Source organism: Arthrobacter sp. BF1, from assembly GCF_056680215.1.
In genome coordinates, this window is record NZ_CM155271.1 from 3,258,156 (window position 1) to 3,275,814 (window position 17,659).

Below are 17,659 nucleotides of genomic sequence, written 5' to 3' on the forward strand. Positions count from 1 at the left end.
ATTTCGTCTGTGCGGCTCATTTCGTCAGAGCCGCCCAGGCCTCCAGGAACTTCTCCGCAAGATAGGCGTGGCCGGCGGTGTTCGGGTGCGCTCCGTCAGCAGTGAATCCCGGGCTGTTGGCGGCCGTGAACCAGCCGGCCTCATAGGCGTCGATGAACGGGGCCTTCGCAGCCTCGGCACCGGCACGGACGGCTGTGTTCGCGGCACGCAGTTCCTCTGCGAGGGGCTGCGGGGCGGAGGGTCCCAGAACAACCACCTGGACGCCGGGCCAGAACCTGCGGGCCGCTTCGATGGTCTGCGCCGTGGCGGTCTTGAGTTCGTCGGGGTTGTTCAGCAGGGAGTCGTTCTGGCCGCCCTGGAGAATAAGGACGTTGGGGACGAAGCGCCGGTCCTGCGAGATTTCGCGCAGCCGGACTTCGTATTCCCGTCCTTGGCTGTCCTGCGGCCCTCCGCCCCCCGCGAACCCGGTTCCGCCCGCACCGTCGATGTTGGTGGGGTACCCGAGCGAGCGGGCCACATCGTACGCCCACCCCTGGTCCTCCCGGGCTGCACCCACCCCGGCGGTGTACGAGTCGCCGAGAATCAGGAGGACGGGCTTCGCGGGAAGCTCGATCGCCAGCCGGGCGGCGGCCGCAGTGGCAGTCCCGGAAGCACTAGCCGCGGGCGTTGGCGCGGCCGTGAGCGCGGCAGCCGGAGACGCAGTAGAAGTCGGCGCCGCCACAGGTCTGGCCGGCACAGGGCTGGCGGTTCCACCCAGGCCCTGGGGATTCGTCAGGGCAAGAGCCGCCACGCCAAAAGCAACCACTGCCAGCACAAAGAGTGCACCGTATTTGACCCACTCCTGCCTGGTCAGCCTGGGTCCCCCGCCGTTTCTCGTCACCGGCACATCTTACTGGCCTCGCAGGAGACCCGCCGCCCCGTGAAAGCAGCACTGGGCGCCGTGCCCCGGCGCGGGCTTAGTCTGAGGAATGACCGATCAACGGAACACCTGGCACGAGAAACACAAAGCTTCCCTGACCAAAGGTCAACGTGCCGCCGACATCATGCGGAACGGGATGGGAAGCTGGCCCTTCGTGGGAAGTTTCATCGGCTTCATGCTCATCTGGGCCGCCATCAATACTTGGGCGCTGGCCACCCATGCGTGGGACCCATACCCTTACATCCTCCTGAACCTGCTGCTCTCCATGTTGGCAGGACTCCAAGGTGCCATTCTGCTCATCGCCGCCAAGCGACAGGACGCCATCGCCGCGGCCATGGCCCAGCACGACTTCGACACCAACATCAGGGCAAAGGAAGAGATCGAACTTCTCATCAGCATTAATCGTGAGCAGCTTGAAATACTGCGGGAATTGAAGAAAACGGCGGCTATGACGAACGTCAGTGTCGAGGGCCGGTCTGGCCCCTGAGAGAACGCTGTTCAGAACTAGTCACATCCGGATCCATCCGGGTTTAGGCTGAATACGCCAGTTGCGTCTGGCTGGCCAGGCGCCCCGACTCCTCAGAGAGACTCGCATGAGCCGCAACGACGCAGTGTTGGCAGGACTGGATTCGGAGCTCGGCTGGGTCCGGGACCTTTACACCCACCTCCATCGACATCCGGAGCTGAGCCTCCAGGAACAGCAGACTTCCGCACTTGTCGCCGAGAAACTCACCTCCTTCGGCTGCGAGGTCACGCACCTGGGAGGCGCCGGCGTCGTTGGCGTCCTCACCAATGGCGAGGGCCCCACGGTCCTGGCGCGCGCGGACATGGACGCGCTCCCCGTCACCGAGGCCACGGGGCTTCCCTACTCCTCGGAGGTGGAGGGCGTGATGCACGCCTGCGGGCACGACGTGCACGTCAGCACCCTGCTCGGCGCCGCCAAGCTGATGGCGGACGGCCGGGAGGCGTGGTCCGGAACCTACATCGCACTGTTCCAGCCGGCCGAGGAGATCGGCGCGGGGTCGAAGGCAATGGTCGACGACGGCCTGGTCACCAAGGTGCCGCGGCCCGACGTCGCGCTCTCCCAGCACGTGATGCCCATCGCGGCGGGGACGCTGGCCACCACGGCCGGTCCGGTCCTGTCCGCCGGGGACTCGCTGAAGATCACGGTGCACGGCAAAGGGGCGCACGGGTCCATGCCGCACATGTCGGTGGACCCGGTGGTGCTGGCGTCCTCAATCGTGCTCCGGCTGCAGACCGTCGTCTCGCGTGAGACCAAACCGGGCGATTTCGCGGTGGTCACCGTCGGGGCGCTGAACGCGGGCACCAAATCGAACATCATCCCGGACCGCGCCACCCTGCTGCTGAACATCCGCACCTATGACAACCAGGTCCGCTCCGCTGTGCTCGCCGCGATCGAGCGGATCGTCCGGGGCGAGTGCGTCACCGCAGGGTCGCCCCGGGACCCGGAATTCGAGTACTACGACCAGTTCCCGCTCACCAGCAACGACGCCGGCGTGACGGACAAGGTCACGGCAGCCTTCACCCGGCACTTCGACTCGGGCGCCGTGCTCCAGGCCACGCCGCAGACAGCGTCGGAGGACTTCAGCCGCATCCCCGACGCCTTCGGCGTCCCCTACACGTTCTGGCTCCTGGGCGGCCACGACCCGGAAAAGTACCGGGCCGCCGTCGAACGCGGGACTGTTTCCCAGGACATCCCGGGGAACCACTCCCCCTTCTTCGCGCCGGTGCTGGATCCGACGCTCTCCCTGGGCGTGCAGGCCCAGGTTGTTGCCGCAATGTCCTATTTAGCCAAGGATGCGTAAGCCATGAGCACTGCCCAGTCCTCAGCAAAAACCCAAACCCAGTGGAAGCCGAACGATGCATGGCTGATCGGCATCGTCCTGGCCGTCATCAACTTCTGGCTGTTCGCGCAGACCCTGCTGAACGTCATCCCCGGCATCCAGGGGTCGCTGGGGATCGAACGGACCCTGGGGAACCTGGCCGTGTCCATCACGTCCCTGTTCTCCGGCATTTTCATTGTGGTGGCCGGCGGCCTCGCGGACCGGCTGGGCCGCGTGAAGATCATGTACATCGGCATCTACCTGAGCATCCTCGGCTCGCTCCTGATCGCCCTGACCCCGGAGAACGCCGGCGGCCTGACGGCTGCCGCGCTGCTCGGCGGCCGCGTGGTCCAGGGGCTGTCCGCGGCGTGCATCATGCCCTCCACCATGGCGCTGGTGAAGTTCTGCTACGAGGGGAAGGACCGCCAGCGGGCGCTGTCCTTCTGGTCCATCGGGTCGTGGGGCGGGTCCGGGTTCTGTGCCCTGTTCGGCGGGCTGATGGCGACGTCGTTCCTGGGCTGGCGCTCCATCTTCTGGATCTCGATCGTGCTGTCCGTGGTGGCGCTCTTCCTGCTGCGCGGCACCCCGGAGTCCAAGTCCGCGGCGAAGGCGGGCGGCAGGTTCGACTGGGGCGGCATGATCACCCTCGTCATCGCGCTGGTGGCACTGAACGTGTACATCTCCCAGGCCCCCGGATCGGCTGGCTCAGCCTGACCGGCATCGGACTGATAGCGCTGGCCGTGGTGGCCACGCTGGTGTTCTTTGGAATTGAAACGAGCCGGGCCAACCCGGTCCTGAACCTGAAGCTGTTCGGGAATGCCACGTTCGCCGGCGCCACCCTGTCCAACTTCCTGCTTAACGGTGCAGCCGGCACCCTGATCGTGTCCCTGGGCCTGGTCCAGGTGGCCGCGGGGATGACGTCCCTGCAGTCGGGCCTGCTGACCCTGGGCTACCTGGTGGCAATCCTGGCCACCATCCGCGTGGGTGAAAAACTGCTCCAGCGTTTTGGACCCAAGCGGCCCATGATCTGGGGCAGCGCGATCGCCGGCGTCGGGATACTTCTGACCTCCATGACGTTCACGCTGATCGGGACGTACATTGTGCTGGCCGTCATCGGCTTCACCCTGTTCGGCATCGGCCTGGGCTTCTACGCGACGCCGTCAACGGACGCAGCGCTGTCCAACGTTCCCGACGACGAGGCCGGGGCAGCCGCGGGCATCTACAAGATGGCCTCGTCGCTGGGCAATGCTATCGGCGTGGCGATCTCAGCAGCACTGTACGTCGCGGCCCAGGCCATGGACCCAGCCACCATCCAGTCGTGGGGACTGTTCATCGGAAACCAGACGAACGTGGCCCTGCGGTTCGGCGGGGCCGTGGGCATCCTGTTCAACCTGCTGATGGTGGTGGTGGCCATCATCGCGATCATGCTCACCGTTCCCAACGAGCGGGCCGAGAAGCGCCCGGAGGTGCCGGCGACCCCTGCTCTGGGCAGCTGACCCGACGGTGCCAACACCCCGTTGCCTCACCTTCAAAACCGTGGCGCTCCCGGCGCCGCTGTGGTTAGGATGAAAAAGTGACCTGCCGGCAGACAGCCGGCAGCAGCAACAGACCGTAGGGAGTACACCATGGGTTTGGATGACAAGATCGAAAACGCCGCAGAGAAGATGGGCGGCAAAGGCAAGGAAGCCGCCGGGAAAGCCACCGGTGATGAGAGCCTTCAGGCGGAGGGTAAGACTGACCAAGCCAAGTCGGACCTGAAGCAGGCCGGCGAGAAGGTCAAAGACGCTTTCAAGAAAGACTGATTCCGGATCAGCAGGAAGGGCGCCGCTCCATGAGGGAGCGGCGCCCTTCCGCGTTCCAAGTCTGGATCGCGGCCCGCGGTTCGGCAGAGTGTGCAGGCCCCGGCGCAGCCGAGCACGCATCGCAACGGCCAACAAACTGGTGGGGGCAATCCATGGGATCTACGGCGTCTCCGGTTGAAAGTCTGACTCGCATGTGACCCCCTCCGTTCCCGGCCACGTCGCGAAAGGCCGGCGCTCTGATCGTTTAAGGTAAAGCGGCAATGGCGCCGGCGGTGACCCCCAGTGGCTACCAACCCTGAAAGCCCGCCGGCAGCTTAAGTAAATCGAATAGGCCGGCGCGATGCACGAGTAACCAGTACTCAATTTCTGCAGCCCCACTACGCACCAGGAGACAGCCCGGAACGAGAATGCCGGCGGGTAGACTGGCTGGAGGTGAGCCGGGAAGTCTGGTCGGCATGTTCTTTGTCGACCCACTGTTTAGGACACCTTCATGGGTAATAATCCCTCTGTTCCTCCGCGTTCCTCCGTCTTGGGGCGGGGAAGCTACGGCGAAGTGCTGCGCATCGGCGCCATCCTGCGGAAGGAAACCGTCGGCGGCATCCTGCTGGTCGCCGCAGCAGTCATTGCCCTGATCTGGGCAAATTCGCCGCTTTCCGGCAGCTACTTTGCGTTGCGCGACTTCCGCCTCGGCTACGAGCCGTGGCATCTGGAACTGAGCCTAGGAACCTGGGCTGCCGACGGGCTACTGGCCATCTTCTTCTTCCTCGTGGGGCTGGAACTCAAACGTGAGTTCGTGGCCGGCGACCTGCGCCAATTCAGCAAATCCGTGGTGCCCATCGCCGCCGCGGCCGGAGGTGTGGCAGTCCCTGCAGTTATCTATGCGCTGATCAACCTCACCAGTCCCGAGACCCTGCGGGGCTGGGCCATCCCGACGGCGACGGACATCGCTTTCGCCGTAGCCGTGTTGGCGATCATCGGTTCCCACCTGCCCAGTGCGCTGCGGATCTTCCTGCTGACGTTGGCTGTGGTGGATGACCTGCTGGCCATCAGCATCATCGCGGTGTTCTATTCCAGCGACATCCAGGCGGGTCCGCTGCTGCTGGCCCTCATTCCGCTGGCGGCCTATACCTTTCTGGCCCAGAGATACCGCCGGTTCTTCGGAGCAAAACCCGCTGCGGCGTGGGTGATCCTCCTTCCGCTGGGCGTGCTCACCTGGGCGCTGGTGCATGCCTCCGGTATCCATGCCACCGTGGCCGGTGTGCTGCTGGGGTTCGCCGTCCCGGTCATCCGGTCCGCTGCCAGCGGCGGCCCCGCAGCGGGTCCCGGCCTCGCCGAGATCTTCGAACACAGGTTCCGGCCGATTTCGGCGGGCATCGCGGTCCCGGTCTTTGCCTTCTTCTCCGCCGGTGTGGCCGTGGGCGGCTGGGACGGTCTGATCGCGGCGGTGACGGACCCCGTAGCCATCGGCATCATTGTGGCCCTGGTGCTGGGCAAACCGGCCGGGATCCTGGGCACCACCTGGCTCCTCACCAAAGCCACCCGGGCGTCGCTTGACAAGTCCTTGAAGTGGATTGATGTGTTCGGGGTGTCCCTCCTGGCCGGGATCGGCTTCACGGTTTCGCTCCTCGTGGCGGAGCTGAGCTTCGGACAGGGCAGCGTCCATGATGACCACGCCAAGGTGGGGATCCTCGCTGCGTCGTTCCTGGCCGCCCTCCTAGCGTCGGCCGTGCTGGTCACCCGGAACCGCCAATACCGTGCCGTGGAGGCGGAAGAGGCCATCGATACAGACCGCGACGGCGTCCCGGACGTTTACGAGGAAGGCCACCGCCCGTGACCTGACCCGGTCGCCAGGATCAGTGATGCGGCGGTGGCGCACCGGGATGCGGGTGCGGGGGCACGTGTCTGTGCAGGTGCGGCGGCGGGGGTGGCGGTCCCCCGCGCGGCCGCGGGGGCGGAGGCGCCTTCTGCACGTGGGGTTCGCCGCCGTCGTCGGCCCTGCCCTCAGCGTTCGCAGCACCGGTGGCCTCTGACGCTGGTCCTGTTTCCGCCGGCACAGTTTCCCCGGCTGCCCCGCTAGACTGCTCCTGACCTGATTCCGTGGCGCCTTCACCGGATTCGCCCTGGTACAGCCCGTAGTAGCTGTAGAGTTCCTGTTCCTGCGTCTCCGTGATGGCGCCGCGGTCACTGTCAATGCGCGGACCGTTCTTCACCGTTTCCTTCGCGAACGCCACCCTGATCACGGATTCCTCGAGGGTGGCACCCTCTAGCGGGGCGAAGGATTCGGACATGCCAAACAGGCCCGTCCGCACGGTGACGAATACCGGTTCCCCTGAATCCACGCTGGTGAAGATCTGTTCCACCGAGCCGATTTTCTCACCGGCCACGTCCACCACGACGCCTCCGTTGAGGACGATGTTGTCAATGTCCTGCCGGCTGAGCATGAGGCACATCCTTCTCGTAAGCGGTTCCGCCGATAGTGGCCAGGCTGTCCTATTCTGTCCTTATTCTTAGCACCCGGCCACAGGGTCCGTTGCCGGCATCTGCTGGACGACGGCGGTTACGGTTCTAACGTGCGGCGTCGTCGAGCAGCTGCCGGAACTGCTCCTCGGTGTTAAGGGTGAGCTTCTTGCCGTCAAGGAAGAACGTGGGTGTGCCGGTCACTCCGAGGGCTTTTCCATCGGCAACGTCTTGGCTGATGCGGTCCTTAATAGCTTGGTCAGCGACTGCGGCATCGTATTTGGCCAGGTCCAGGCCGAGTCCCTGGGCAAAGGTCCTGAACAGCGCTGCCTGAGATACCTGTTTTTCGCCCCATTCGGTTTGGGTCGCGAAGAGCTTGCTGGCCATTTCCTGGTACTTGCCCTGCTGCGCAGCAGCCTCCACGGCGGCGGTGCCGGAGTTCCGGTGCCCGGGCAGCGGGAAGTAGCGGTGAACGAACGTGATTCTGTCGCCGTATTCCTTCTTCAGTTCCTGCACCAGCGGTTCAGCGGCGAGGCAGGATTCACACTCGAAGTCCAGGAACTCGACCAGCCGACGAGTGCCGCGAGGAGAATCCAGATTGCGGCCCGGACCTTGCGGGCGGCAACAACTGCGCTCACCGGCTGGCCGGCTTCGTTCCAAGGCCAACGGCGACAGGTCCGGCCGGATCGTCGGCTCCGCACCCTGTACAGCACGAACCCGCAGGCTCACGACCGGCAGTCCGGTCAATTTCGGTCACCACAGGGGCAGATACTCTGGAGGTGTTGTCGGCGGGCGCACAGCAATCATCGTCCTCACCGGCGTGATCGTGACCGCCAACGGCGTGCGGCATCGCGCAGCAGGCCTCGCCCCGCCAGGCATTGATGCCTTCCCGGACGGCGATTCCGGCAATGACCAGCGCAGCGCCGGCATCGGCCCACCACCAGCCCAGCGTGCTGTTCAGCACCAAGCCAATCAACAACACGGCCGAGAGGTATGTGCAGAGCAGCGTCTGCTTCGAATCGGCTACGGCAGTCCTGGAACCGAGCTCACGTCCAGCGCGGCGCTGCGCCCAGGACAGGACGGGCATGATCGCCAGGCTCAGGGCAGCGATCACGATCCCCGGTGTCGAGTGCTGGGCCTCTCCCGCACCTGTAAGTGACCGGAGGGCGTCGACGGTCACGAACGCGGCGAGGGCGAAGAAGGAAATAGCGATGATCCTCAACGTCAGGTGCTCACGTCGCTCGGGATCCTTGGCGGAGAACTGCCAGGACAGCGCCAAGGCGGAGGTCACTTCAATGACCGAGTCCAGACCGAAACCGATCAGCGCCGAGGAATCGGCCACCCCACCGGCCCAGAGCGCCACGACGGCCTCGATGACGTTGTAGGTGATGGTCGCAGCAGCGAACAGCCGGATCCTCCGGATCAGGACCGCGCGGCGATCCAGACTTGGCGCGTGGGTCAGCGCGGTCATACGAAGCACTCTCCGTCCGGGGCGCAGCACGCGGGGTCCACCGTCAGGACTACACCCAGCAGATCCTTGATGGCGTGGCCAAGCCGCGCATCTGCCAGCTCATAACGGCTCCGGCGCCCATCGGGCACCGCCACGACCAGGCCGCAGCCGCGCAGGCACGTCAGATGATTGGACATGCTCTGCCTCGACACCCCCAGTGAATCAGCCAGATCCGACGGATACGACGGCGCCTCCGAGAGTGACAGAAGGACACGGGCGCGGGTGGGGTCCGAGACCGCGTAGCCGAACCTGGCCAGCACGCGTGCCTGGGTGAGGGTTTCCATACGGCCAAGGTACATCCGCAGCTGTATTCATGCAATCTTGAACTATGAACCGTGGCGTGGAGATACTAGGGGTATGGATTATGAGTTGCGGATCATTCCCGATTGCCCCAACAGCGCCCGGGCACTGGCGCTGTTCCGCCGGGCCCTCGCAGCCGAAGGCGCCAGGGGAGACGTACGGCTTGTGGAACTGACCAGCGATGAGCAGGCCGAGCGTTTGGGCTTTCACGGCTCACCTTCCTTCATAGTGGCGGGCCGCGACATGTTCCCCTCACCAGCCCCGCCCGGCCTGGCATGCAGGGTCTACCGGAGCGCCGAAGGCTTTGCAGGCATGCCGCCGCAGGCAGATCTTCAAGCCGCAATTCACTCCGCACTTTCCGCTGCGTAGGCGGTCACCCCCACACTGGCAGCAAGCGGGTCAAGCCACAACGAACCGCCGGCCCACCAGCCCGCGACTCACTGCCCCGTGGCCGCCAGTGCCAAAACCGCAGCAAACACAGTCAGGGGCGCCACGATCAGACCAAAGAGCGCGTAGCCCCGCCAGGTGATCAGGACATTCATCCGGGCCAGCCGGTCGTGCCACAGCAGCGTGGCCAGCGAGGCCCACGGTGTGATGAGCGGGCCGGCGTTGACTCCGATCAGCAGGGCCGCCATCCGCTGCGGCGTCTGGGCCAGGGGTTCGGCCAGCAGGTAGGCGGGCAGGTTGTTCAGCACATTGGAACCGACCGCACCCGTCGCGGCCAGCCGGAGCAGCTCCGGGATGCCCTGGCCTTGCCCGGCGAGCTGACCCACGACGGCCGAGGCGCCCAGGTGCCGGGCGGTTTCCATCACCAGGAAGAGTCCGGACGCGAACAGCAGCAGCGACCACGGAACCAGCTGCACCGTGAGAACCTTCGGTCGCCGGAGTGCGAACACCACGCCTAGCACAAGGGCTGCCGCCAGGGCAGGGATCCAGACCGGGACCCCGGACACCAGGGCGGGCAGCAGCAGCGCCAGCACCATGGCGGTGCCGCCGAGCAGGACCCGGTCCGCCGCTACCGCCGTCGAGCTGGCGGTTTCCGCATCCGGCCTGATCCGCCCCACCGGGATCCGTGAATAGCGCTTGCGCAGATCGCGGCGGAAGACGATGCCAATGAATACCAAGGGCACCAGAACCGCGGCTAGGGACGGTGCCCACATCAGGGCCGCGAACCCGGCAGGACTGAGCCCGCCCAGGCTGTGCTGCGCCAGCAGGTTGGTCAGGTTGGAAATGGGCAGCAGCAGGCTCGCGGTGTTGGCCAGCCACACTGTCATCAGGGCAAAAGGGAGCGGCGGCAGGCCGGCCTGCCGGGTCACGCTCACCACCACGGGTGTCAGCAGCACCGCCGTCGTGTCCAAGGACAGGAAGATGGTGCTCAACGTGGCGAACACCGCCAGGAACATCCACAGCAGGAAGCTGTATCCGCGGCCCCAGTGCCGGAACCGGCGGGCAGCCCACAGAAAGACGCCGGCTTCGCTGGCCAGTTCCGTCACCACGGTCATGGCGACGACGAACAACAGGATCGGAGCCACCCGGTCAACCAGCGCGGCCAGATCGGCCGGGGGCAGCGTCCCCGTGACCACTGCCACGGCGCCGGCCGCCAGCAGGACCGCTCCAATGATCGCCAAACGCATGAACGGATTGTAGTCCGGCCCGCCCACGCCGAAGTCTTCTTAGTTGTTCAGTGTGAGCGCGCCGTTGGAAACCCCCGACGTCGACTCCGGCATCGTGCGCATGCCTATCTGGAATCGACGAAAGATTCTTTCTAATTGTTTCCCGAATGTTAAACTTTTTGTTTCCGGCACGTAAAACCATTTGTTTCCTGCAAGTAAAATACTTCTCTCGAATAGGGATAAATCCAACGACGTAAATTACTCGTGATACGAAATACGACGAATCTTAAGAATGTGCAAAGCGTAATGTTTCGCGGCTGAAGCTTAACCGGGCAGCCCTTTTCAAGGCCCAAGCGTAGTTTTATGGGCTGGTTTCGACCGAACCCACGTTGGCTTCCCACTTGGGAAAAGACTACGTCTTGGGATTGCTTGACACTGAGAATGCCCAGCTCAGAGCCAGATGTTAGGCCAAAAACTAAGCCCGAGGAGTGCGAAGCGCGCCGGGATCCGTCGGGCAAAGAAGCGAAACCAAGTAGCCCCGTATTTTGAAAACGGGTACCGCTTTTATATAAAAGCCAGCTAATGGCAATCTAGGCTGACTCCACGGTCGAGCAGACGACCGTAGAAGTCCCGAAACAGTAACGGTCTATCCGGCCAGTTCGGGCAAGTGACAATTCCGCCAGCTCATGCCAAGCACCGGGGCTGATGCCTTTCGAACCGTGTCCCCTAATGGCCGACGGTGCTTCAAACCTGACACAGCTAAGAGTGCCTTCATTGTGCTCAATTATGACCTCAGCGGCATCGCAGCATGCCTGTCTGGAGATAAAACTGGCTCATCGCATTTGAGGGTGTAGCCGGGGTGGGCGCGTCGGTGACCGGGTAAGGGTCGAGGTCTTCCGATGATGGAAGTTCCTACACTGCCCATCCGGAAGACCTCGCCGTGTCCCACGCTACCTTCCTGCCTCCTGACCTGACTACGTTCTGCCGGCTCGATGAGCTTGGGCTGGAAGCTGCGGGACAGCTTCTCGTCCCTGGCCGGGCGGTGGTGGAATGCCGTGCCGTTGATCCGGATGATTGGTGCCGTTCGTGTGGTGCGCAGGGCGTCGCCCGCGGCACGGTCACGCGGCCTCTCGCGCACGAACCGCTGGGCTGGCGGCCGACGACGCTGCTGGTGAGGGTCCGCCGTTACAAGTGCACCGGGTGCGGTCGCGTGTGGCGGCAGGACATCTCCAAAGCCGCGCAGCCCCGGGCGAAGATCTCCCGTCGCGGGCTGCGCTGGGCCCTGGAAGGCATCGTGTGCCAGCACCTCACCGTCGCCCGTGTCGCGGAAGGCTTGGGCGTGTCCTGGCATACCGCGAACAACGCGATCCTTGCCGAGGGCAAGCGGGTCTTGATCGAGGACCCGGGCCGGTTCAACGGCGTCGCCGTGATCGGCGTTGATGAGCATGTCTGGCGGCACGCCCGGCGCGGGGACAAGTACGTCACCGTGATCATCGACCTCACCCCGGTCCGTGACAGGACCGGCCCGGCACGGTTGCTGGACATGATCGAGGGCCGCTCGAAACAGGTTTTCAAGTCCTGGCTCGCCGGGCGCCCCAAGGTCTGGCGGGACGGGATCGAAGTCGTTGCCATGGATGGGTTCACCGGGTTCAAGACCGCAGCCGCTGAAGAGCTCCCGGACGCGGTCGAGGTCATGGACCCGTTTCACGTCGTCCGGCTTGCCGGCGATGCCCTGGACAGGTGCCGCCAGCGCGTGCAGCAGCAGACCATCGGGCACCGCGGACGGTCCGGGGACCCGCTCTACGCCGCCCGGCGGACCCTGCACACCGGCCATGATCTGCTTACCGACAAGCAGAAGGACAGGCTGGAGTCCCTGTTCGTTGCGGACGACCATGTCGAAGTCGAAGCGACCTGGGGTATCTACCAGCGCGTCATCGCCGCCTACCGCGAGCCCGACGGCACCCAGGGGAAACAGCTCATGCAAGCACTGATCGGCGCGATCAGTGCCAGCGTGCCCGCTGCGCTGACCGAGGTCATCACGCTCGGTCGGACGCTGAAACGCCGTGCCGGGGACGTGCTCGCATACTTCGACCGCCCCGGCACCAGCAACGGTCCCACGGAAGCACTCAACGGCAGACTCGAACACCTCCGCGGCTCCGCCCTCGGCTTCCGGAACCTTGCAAACTACATCGCCCGATCACTGCTCGAGGCCGGCGGATTCAGGCCCCGATTACACCCTCAAATGCGATGAGCCATAAAACTGCGAATACTCACCGGGAGTCACCATGACTTTTGCCATGAAGCAGCCGCCTCCGCGCGGCTCCAAGTTCCTCACACGGTTGGCGAGCCTCCGGATGGGCCGCGCGACCCGGTTCGCCGCCGTAGGGGCGCTCGGAACCGTCGTCAACCTGCTCGTCATGGGACTGCTCGTCCATGCCGGGTTCGACATCGACTACGTAGTCGCCGCGGCCATCGCCGCGGAGATTTCGATACTGCACAACTTCGTTCTCCAGGAGCGGTTCGTGTTCCGCGACATGCGGGAGGGGGTCACCTCCTGGCGGGGCCGCCTGGCTCAGCATCTGCTGTTCAACAACGCCGAGGCCCTGGTCCGGCTGCCGCTGCTGATCCTCCTGGTCCAGACGATGCACGTTTTGGCCCTGCTTGCCCAAGCGCTCACCCTAGCCCTCGCATTTGTCGTCCGGTTCCTCTTCGTGAGCCGCGTCGTCTACCGTCCTAAGCCGGCCGCGCCAGCCGCCACGCCTATCCACCCCGCCGGAGTGGAATCAAGGTGATCCGTCGTTACATCGCCTGCGCCTGAGTATTACGCCGTAGCCATGCCGCGCCGCTGACATAACGCGGCGCCGTGGCGCCCCCAGCCCTTCCACCGATTGGAGAGACATGTCATCGCTCGCCATCCGCACCAAAAGGCCCGAGCACACGCTCGTGGCACCACCCAACGACCAGGAGAAGTACGCCTATATTAAGGGACCCCAGCACCGCTGGTTCTTCTGGGCGCATGCCTTGGCGCTAGTGGGTATCGCGGTCAGTTTGTACGGCTTCTCGCGCATGCAGTACTGGACCCTCGTCTTCCTGGTCCCGCTGGCGCTGTACGTCGGCGAGACCCTGTTGGGCCTTCGTTCGTCGACTTACCGGCGCAACGTGACGCTGCCGGACCACCTGTTCAAGGTAGAGACGTGGGCCCCCGAGAAGTACCCCTCGGTCGACGTCTTCCTGCCCACGGCCGGTGAGCCGCTGGACATCCTGAAGAACACCTACGGCTACGTATCCAAGCTCGACTACGCGGGCAACCTTGCAGTCTTCGTCCTGGACGATATGGGCCGCGAGGAGGTCCGCGCTGCCGCCACAGCGCACGGCTTCGAGTACGTTGCGCGTCCTGGCAGCGAGTTCAAGAAAGCGGGCAACCTGCGCTATGCCTTCGACCGCACCGACGGCGATGTAATCGCGATCTTCGACGCCGACTTCGTGCCGCGCCCGGAGTTCTTCTCCGAGCTCATGCCCTACATGGACGAGCCCTCTGTGGGCATCGTCCAGAGCCCGCAATACTTCTCCACCCCCAAGTCGATGCACTGGCTGGAGCGGGCCGCCGGCGCGACCCAGGAAATTTTCTACCGATTCATCCAGGTCAGCCGGGGCTCGGTCAACGCTGCGATCTGCTGCGGCACGTCGGCCCTATACCGCCGCACCGCGCTAAACGAGATCGGCGGCTTCCCCCCGATCGCGCACTCCGAGGACGTCTTCACCGGCATCGAGATGGACAAGATAGGTTTCCGGCTACAGTACGTGCCGGTCAACCTGTCACAGGGGATCTGCCCAGACACCATTGACTCGTTCATCACCCAGCAGTACCGGTGGTGCGAGGGTTCGATGGAGCTCGTCAAGGGTGAGGAGTTCCACACCAGTCTGGGCCTTGACACGCGCCAGCGGCTGTCCTTCTGGTCGGGGTTTTTCTACTACGCCACCACGGCGATGAACGCCTTTTGCGCCCCGCTGCCGATCCTCATCATGATTCTGATCTTCCCGCAATACATGGCCGCCGCGAACTTCGTGCCCCTGGTGCCGCTCATGGTGCTCTGGCTTGTGGTCTACCCCCTGCTGCTCTCCTCGCGCTGGCGACTGGACGTGCTGCGGGTGCAGCTCATCTACTCCTTCACCCACGCAGTGGCGATCTTCGACGTCTTCTTCGGACGGCAGTCGGAATGGGTACCCAGCCACGGCAGCACCACGCCCGCCCCGCTGGCGGTCAAGGTCAAGCGTCTAATCGCCGGGTACCTCGGAGTCACATTCGGCGCCGTCCTGGCCGGGCTCGCCTGGCGCCTGTCGCAGCCGGAGCACGCGCTGGTCGATTGGTGGGCAGCCGTGATCTTCGTGGGCATCAATGCCTATGTCTTCCTGCCTGTGTTCCTTCTGGCCGTGGGGATAGACGTGCCGCGCCTCAGCCTCCCTTTGCGCAGGCAACGGGAGCGGGCCAACGTCTCGGAAAAATTGCCCAAATCCGAGCCGGCCCTAAAGAGCATAAGCCGTTACAAGAAAGGAGCACGCGCATGAGCACTATCGCTCCGGTCCGCCCCGAGGAAAGGACCCCTGTGTGGGGGCTGGCGATCGCCTCATTTCTGCCAAAAAAGATGCAACCCGCGACCCGCTCCGGGATGCGGCACCTTCCGCTGAGCCTCATCCTGGTGGCACAGATCGCCCTGTCTCTTCGTCTGAGCAACTCGGCGTTCGAGGATGAAGCGCTGTACATCGGCGCCGGTCACGACTACCTTCACCAGATTTTCTCGGGAACCCCCGTCACGGTACCCTACGGAGGCTCCTTCTCGGGCTTACCGATGTTCTACCCGGTTCTCGCTGCGGCCCTGGACACCGTCGGGGGGTTGGGTCTGGTACGCATTTTCAGCCTCCTGTGTATGGTCGTTACGACCCTGGCTATTCGCGCAACAGCCCAGCACCTGTGGGGCAAGCTCCGCGGCAATCTTACTGCTGCGGCCTTCATCGCAACCGGACCGGTACTCTTCCTTGGCTCGCTCGCTACGTTCGACGCCCTCTGCCTGGCGTTGCTTTCAACCGCCGTTTGGATTGGCACCACGCGATGCACCTACCGCTCGGCCGTGCTTATGGGCGTGCTGCTGGCGGCGGCGGCGGCGGCGAAGTACACGGGGTTCGTCTTCATCCCGGTGGTCCTCGCGATCACTCTGGTTGGCTCGCGGCGCAGGCCCATGCGGGCCTTTCTGGCCGGAACCGTGGCGGCCTTCCTACTGGCGGTGGGCTACTTCCTGGTCGGGCCTGAGATCAAGGACGGGATCGCGTTCACCACGAGCCAGCGCAGCGCGTTGATGCCGGCATCGCTGAGCGTCTTGGTGGCCTACTTGGTCCAGAACATCGCGCTTCTACTCGTGCTGGCGCTGGCGGGTGCCGCCCTGCTGGCCCGATCGTTTCGCTCGACGCTCCTGACGTTGGCGCTCCTGAGCGGGGCTGCCATGTTGCCGCTGGCGCAGATGCGGCTGGGGGAGTATACGTCTTTCGAAAAGCACCTAGGCTACTCCGCGCTGTTCCTTGCCCCCCTCGCCGGCCACGCCTTGGGAAGCCTAGTTCATCGCCGTTTGGGCGGACTCCTGGTTGTAGCGCTGGTCTGGATTCTCGGCCTAACAGGCCTCGCTCAGTCGTGGGCGATGTACCAGTGGCCGGACGTGCACCCGGTCGTGGAGTTGGTCGAGAAGGTGGGGGCTCCTCCCGGTCAGTACCTGGCCCCGGCGACGGCCCGCACCTTGGGGTACTACAAGGCAGACGACCCGCGCATCGTGTGGGTTGAGCACTACGCGCTGTTTGACAGCGGCCAAGAGGCCATGCGCTCCTCGGTCGAGGAGGGGACCTTTCAAATGATCATCCTGCGATCTGGGTCCACTGGAAACGTCAACGAGGACTCGCGCACCTCTTTCTTCCGTGAGGTGGTGGCCAACAGTGACAAGTACCGACTCGTTGCCGACCCGTTCCCCGTCCGGCAGTACGCCGATGAGAAATGGCTCGTCTACAAGCTCGTCACCCCCTGAGCCATGTACTACCGAATCCTGACGCAGCGGCTGTCGCGCCGACTACTCCTGTTGGCTGCGGCTGCGGGAGCAGTGACACTGGGCATGCCCCCTATCAGATACGTTGTCAGTCTTGTGGCGAGCCAGCTCTACACGCGCTGTTCGTTTGGCGCCTATGCCGACAATACGGGTGGGCACGAGGCCCTGGAGACGCGGGTCGGGGCGAAGCTGAAGCGCTACGTCACGTTCCAGGACCTGCCCTCCGTCGGCGGCGGAGACGGCTGGCCCCAGGCAGAAGCAGACTGGTGCGCCCGCACGGGTCATGACCTGGTCATTGCCTGGGACATCCATTCCAACATCAATCTCAACGGCGACCAGCTCCTGCGCGGTGAAATCAACACGCAGCTCGACTCCTTCTTCAGTAAGGCGAAAGCCTTCCCAAACAAGGTGGCGCTGCGCATGTGGTGGGAGTTCAACGACGGCAATGGCCGCAAGGTCGGCAAGAACCCGACTGCCTGGCCAGGAGGGTACGCGCAATGGCGTGACGGGTGGCGGTACGTCGTCGACCGCGCCAAGGCCAACGGTGCGCACGTAAGTCAGGGCGGCAACGTCTCCTTCTTCTGGTGCGCCAACGGCTCAGACAACACGGGCCTGCGCATGGAGGAATTCTGGCCGGGTGCCGAGTACGTGGACATGATCGGCCTGGACACCTACAACGACCAAAGGGCGCCGTGGACGGAGTTCGCCGACAAGATCCAACCGATGATGGATCGCATCTTGCAGCTCCCCGGGGCGAGCGGCAAGCCGCTCGGAATCGGGGAGACGGGATCGCTGGACACCAACAATGGCAAAGCCAAATGGCACCGCAATCTGTTCATGACCACCCGCTGGCCAGGCCTGAAGGTGGTCGACTTCTTCTCCACCAACAAGGAGGCGGACTGGAGAATCGATTACCCCGAATCCGTCCGTTTCGTCAGCGCCGAGTTCCTGCCGAAGGCCCCACTGGACGCCTGGAGCGGCCCGACAATGACCGCCGCCATCAGAACATTCTTTACATCCTAATCACCCGCTACGCCTGAGGAGGCTACCAGCATGACAACCGTTACCATCCCTGCATTGACCGCCGCCAGTGGCCGGCGTGATGGCGTGATGCGTCCGAGAGACGCCTAC

Annotated in this window: 17 protein-coding genes and 1 pseudogene; 12 read left to right on the forward strand and 6 right to left on the reverse strand. The window is 64.5% G+C overall.

Going from position 1 to position 17,659, the window contains the following annotated elements; all coding sequences use genetic code 11:
• Nucleotides 1-16: 16 nt before the first annotated feature.
• Nucleotides 17-880 (reverse strand): SGNH/GDSL hydrolase family protein, encoded by an 864-nt coding sequence (locus AC1MCD_RS15300; RefSeq protein ID WP_498673105.1) that lies wholly within the window; start codon nucleotides 878-880, stop codon nucleotides 17-19.
• An 88-nt stretch (nucleotides 881-968) separates the two neighbouring features.
• Here AC1MCD_RS15300 and AC1MCD_RS15305 point away from each other — a divergent pair, with 88 nt between their 5' ends.
• The 6 genes from AC1MCD_RS15305 to nhaA all read left to right on the forward strand — a co-directional run bounded on the left by AC1MCD_RS15305 (nucleotide 969) and on the right by nhaA (nucleotide 6,399).
• Nucleotides 969-1,406, forward strand: a complete 438-nt coding sequence (locus tag AC1MCD_RS15305; RefSeq protein ID WP_498673106.1) for a DUF1003 domain-containing protein — start codon at nucleotides 969-971, stop codon at nucleotides 1,404-1,406.
• A 106-nt stretch (nucleotides 1,407-1,512) separates the two neighbouring features.
• Nucleotides 1,513-2,745 (forward strand): amidohydrolase, encoded by a 1,233-nt coding sequence (locus AC1MCD_RS15310; RefSeq protein ID WP_498673107.1) that lies wholly within the window; start codon nucleotides 1,513-1,515, stop codon nucleotides 2,743-2,745.
• A 3-nt stretch (nucleotides 2,746-2,748) separates the two neighbouring features.
• Complete coding sequence (locus tag AC1MCD_RS15315) at nucleotides 2,749-3,477, forward strand: MFS transporter (protein WP_498673108.1); 729 nt, start codon at nucleotides 2,749-2,751, stop codon at nucleotides 3,475-3,477.
• A 41-nt stretch (nucleotides 3,478-3,518) separates the two neighbouring features.
• On the forward strand, nucleotides 3,519-4,259 hold the full coding sequence (locus tag AC1MCD_RS15320; RefSeq protein WP_498673109.1) for an MFS transporter: 741 nt from the start codon (nucleotides 3,519-3,521) through the stop codon (nucleotides 4,257-4,259).
• Nucleotides 4,260-4,388: 129 nt separating this feature from the next.
• Nucleotides 4,389-4,565 (forward strand): CsbD family protein, encoded by a 177-nt coding sequence (locus AC1MCD_RS15325; RefSeq protein ID WP_498673110.1) that lies wholly within the window; start codon nucleotides 4,389-4,391, stop codon nucleotides 4,563-4,565.
• Nucleotides 4,566-5,055: 490 nt separating this feature from the next.
• Nucleotides 5,056-6,399 (forward strand): Na+/H+ antiporter NhaA, encoded by a 1,344-nt coding sequence (nhaA, locus tag AC1MCD_RS15330; RefSeq protein WP_498673111.1) that lies wholly within the window; start codon nucleotides 5,056-5,058, stop codon nucleotides 6,397-6,399.
• A gap of 19 nt (nucleotides 6,400-6,418) precedes the next feature.
• Here nhaA and AC1MCD_RS15335 read toward each other — a convergent pair whose 3' ends face one another.
• The 4 genes and pseudogenes from AC1MCD_RS15335 to AC1MCD_RS15350 form a co-directional block, all read right to left on the reverse strand.
• Nucleotides 6,419-7,006: a hypothetical protein gene (locus AC1MCD_RS15335; RefSeq protein ID WP_498673112.1), complete on the reverse strand. Its 588-nt coding sequence runs from the start codon at nucleotides 7,004-7,006 to the stop codon at nucleotides 6,419-6,421.
• Between the two features lie 124 nt (nucleotides 7,007-7,130).
• Nucleotides 7,131-7,595 (reverse strand): annotated as a pseudogene (locus AC1MCD_RS15340) (DsbA family protein); the annotation flags it as partial.
• Between the two features lie 61 nt (nucleotides 7,596-7,656).
• Nucleotides 7,657-8,493: a cation diffusion facilitator family transporter gene (locus AC1MCD_RS15345; protein ID WP_498673113.1), complete on the reverse strand. Its 837-nt coding sequence runs from the start codon at nucleotides 8,491-8,493 to the stop codon at nucleotides 7,657-7,659.
• Entirely contained in the window at nucleotides 8,490-8,816 is a 327-nt protein-coding gene (locus AC1MCD_RS15350; protein WP_498673114.1) for an ArsR/SmtB family transcription factor, read from the reverse strand. Before AC1MCD_RS15350 ends, AC1MCD_RS15345 begins: the two co-directional genes overlap by 4 nt.
• A gap of 73 nt (nucleotides 8,817-8,889) precedes the next feature.
• Between AC1MCD_RS15350 and AC1MCD_RS15355 the strand changes: the two genes are divergently transcribed.
• A complete protein-coding gene (locus AC1MCD_RS15355) occupies nucleotides 8,890-9,201 on the forward strand; it encodes a thioredoxin domain-containing protein (protein ID WP_498673115.1) in 312 nt (103 codons plus the stop codon).
• Between the two features lie 68 nt (nucleotides 9,202-9,269).
• Here the strand turns inward: AC1MCD_RS15355 and AC1MCD_RS15360 are convergent, their stop codons facing one another.
• Nucleotides 9,270-10,466 (reverse strand): SLC13 family permease, encoded by a 1,197-nt coding sequence (locus AC1MCD_RS15360; protein ID WP_498673116.1) that lies wholly within the window; start codon nucleotides 10,464-10,466, stop codon nucleotides 9,270-9,272.
• Between the two features lie 919 nt (nucleotides 10,467-11,385).
• Here AC1MCD_RS15360 and AC1MCD_RS15365 point away from each other — a divergent pair.
• The 5 genes from AC1MCD_RS15365 to AC1MCD_RS15385 all read left to right on the forward strand — a co-directional run bounded on the left by AC1MCD_RS15365 (nucleotide 11,386) and on the right by AC1MCD_RS15385 (nucleotide 17,551).
• Nucleotides 11,386-12,696: an ISL3 family transposase gene (locus tag AC1MCD_RS15365; RefSeq protein ID WP_498673117.1), complete on the forward strand. Its 1,311-nt coding sequence runs from the start codon at nucleotides 11,386-11,388 to the stop codon at nucleotides 12,694-12,696.
• Between the two features lie 34 nt (nucleotides 12,697-12,730).
• The gene (locus tag AC1MCD_RS15370; protein WP_498673118.1) at nucleotides 12,731-13,237 is read left to right on the forward strand and encodes a GtrA family protein; all 507 of its coding nucleotides are present in this window, start codon (nucleotides 12,731-12,733) and stop codon (nucleotides 13,235-13,237) included.
• A 106-nt stretch (nucleotides 13,238-13,343) separates the two neighbouring features.
• Nucleotides 13,344-15,011, forward strand: coding sequence for a glycosyltransferase family 2 protein (locus AC1MCD_RS15375; protein ID WP_498673119.1), 1,668 nt, complete (start codon nucleotides 13,344-13,346; stop codon nucleotides 15,009-15,011).
• Nucleotides 15,008-16,510, forward strand: coding sequence for an ArnT family glycosyltransferase (locus tag AC1MCD_RS15380; protein WP_498673120.1), 1,503 nt, complete (start codon nucleotides 15,008-15,010; stop codon nucleotides 16,508-16,510). The genes AC1MCD_RS15375 and AC1MCD_RS15380 overlap by 4 nt, the downstream gene beginning before the upstream one ends.
• 114 nt (nucleotides 16,511-16,624) lie before the next feature.
• Nucleotides 16,625-17,551 (forward strand): glycosyl hydrolase, encoded by a 927-nt coding sequence (locus tag AC1MCD_RS15385; protein WP_498673121.1) that lies wholly within the window; start codon nucleotides 16,625-16,627, stop codon nucleotides 17,549-17,551.
• Nucleotides 17,552-17,659 lie beyond the last annotated feature (108 nt).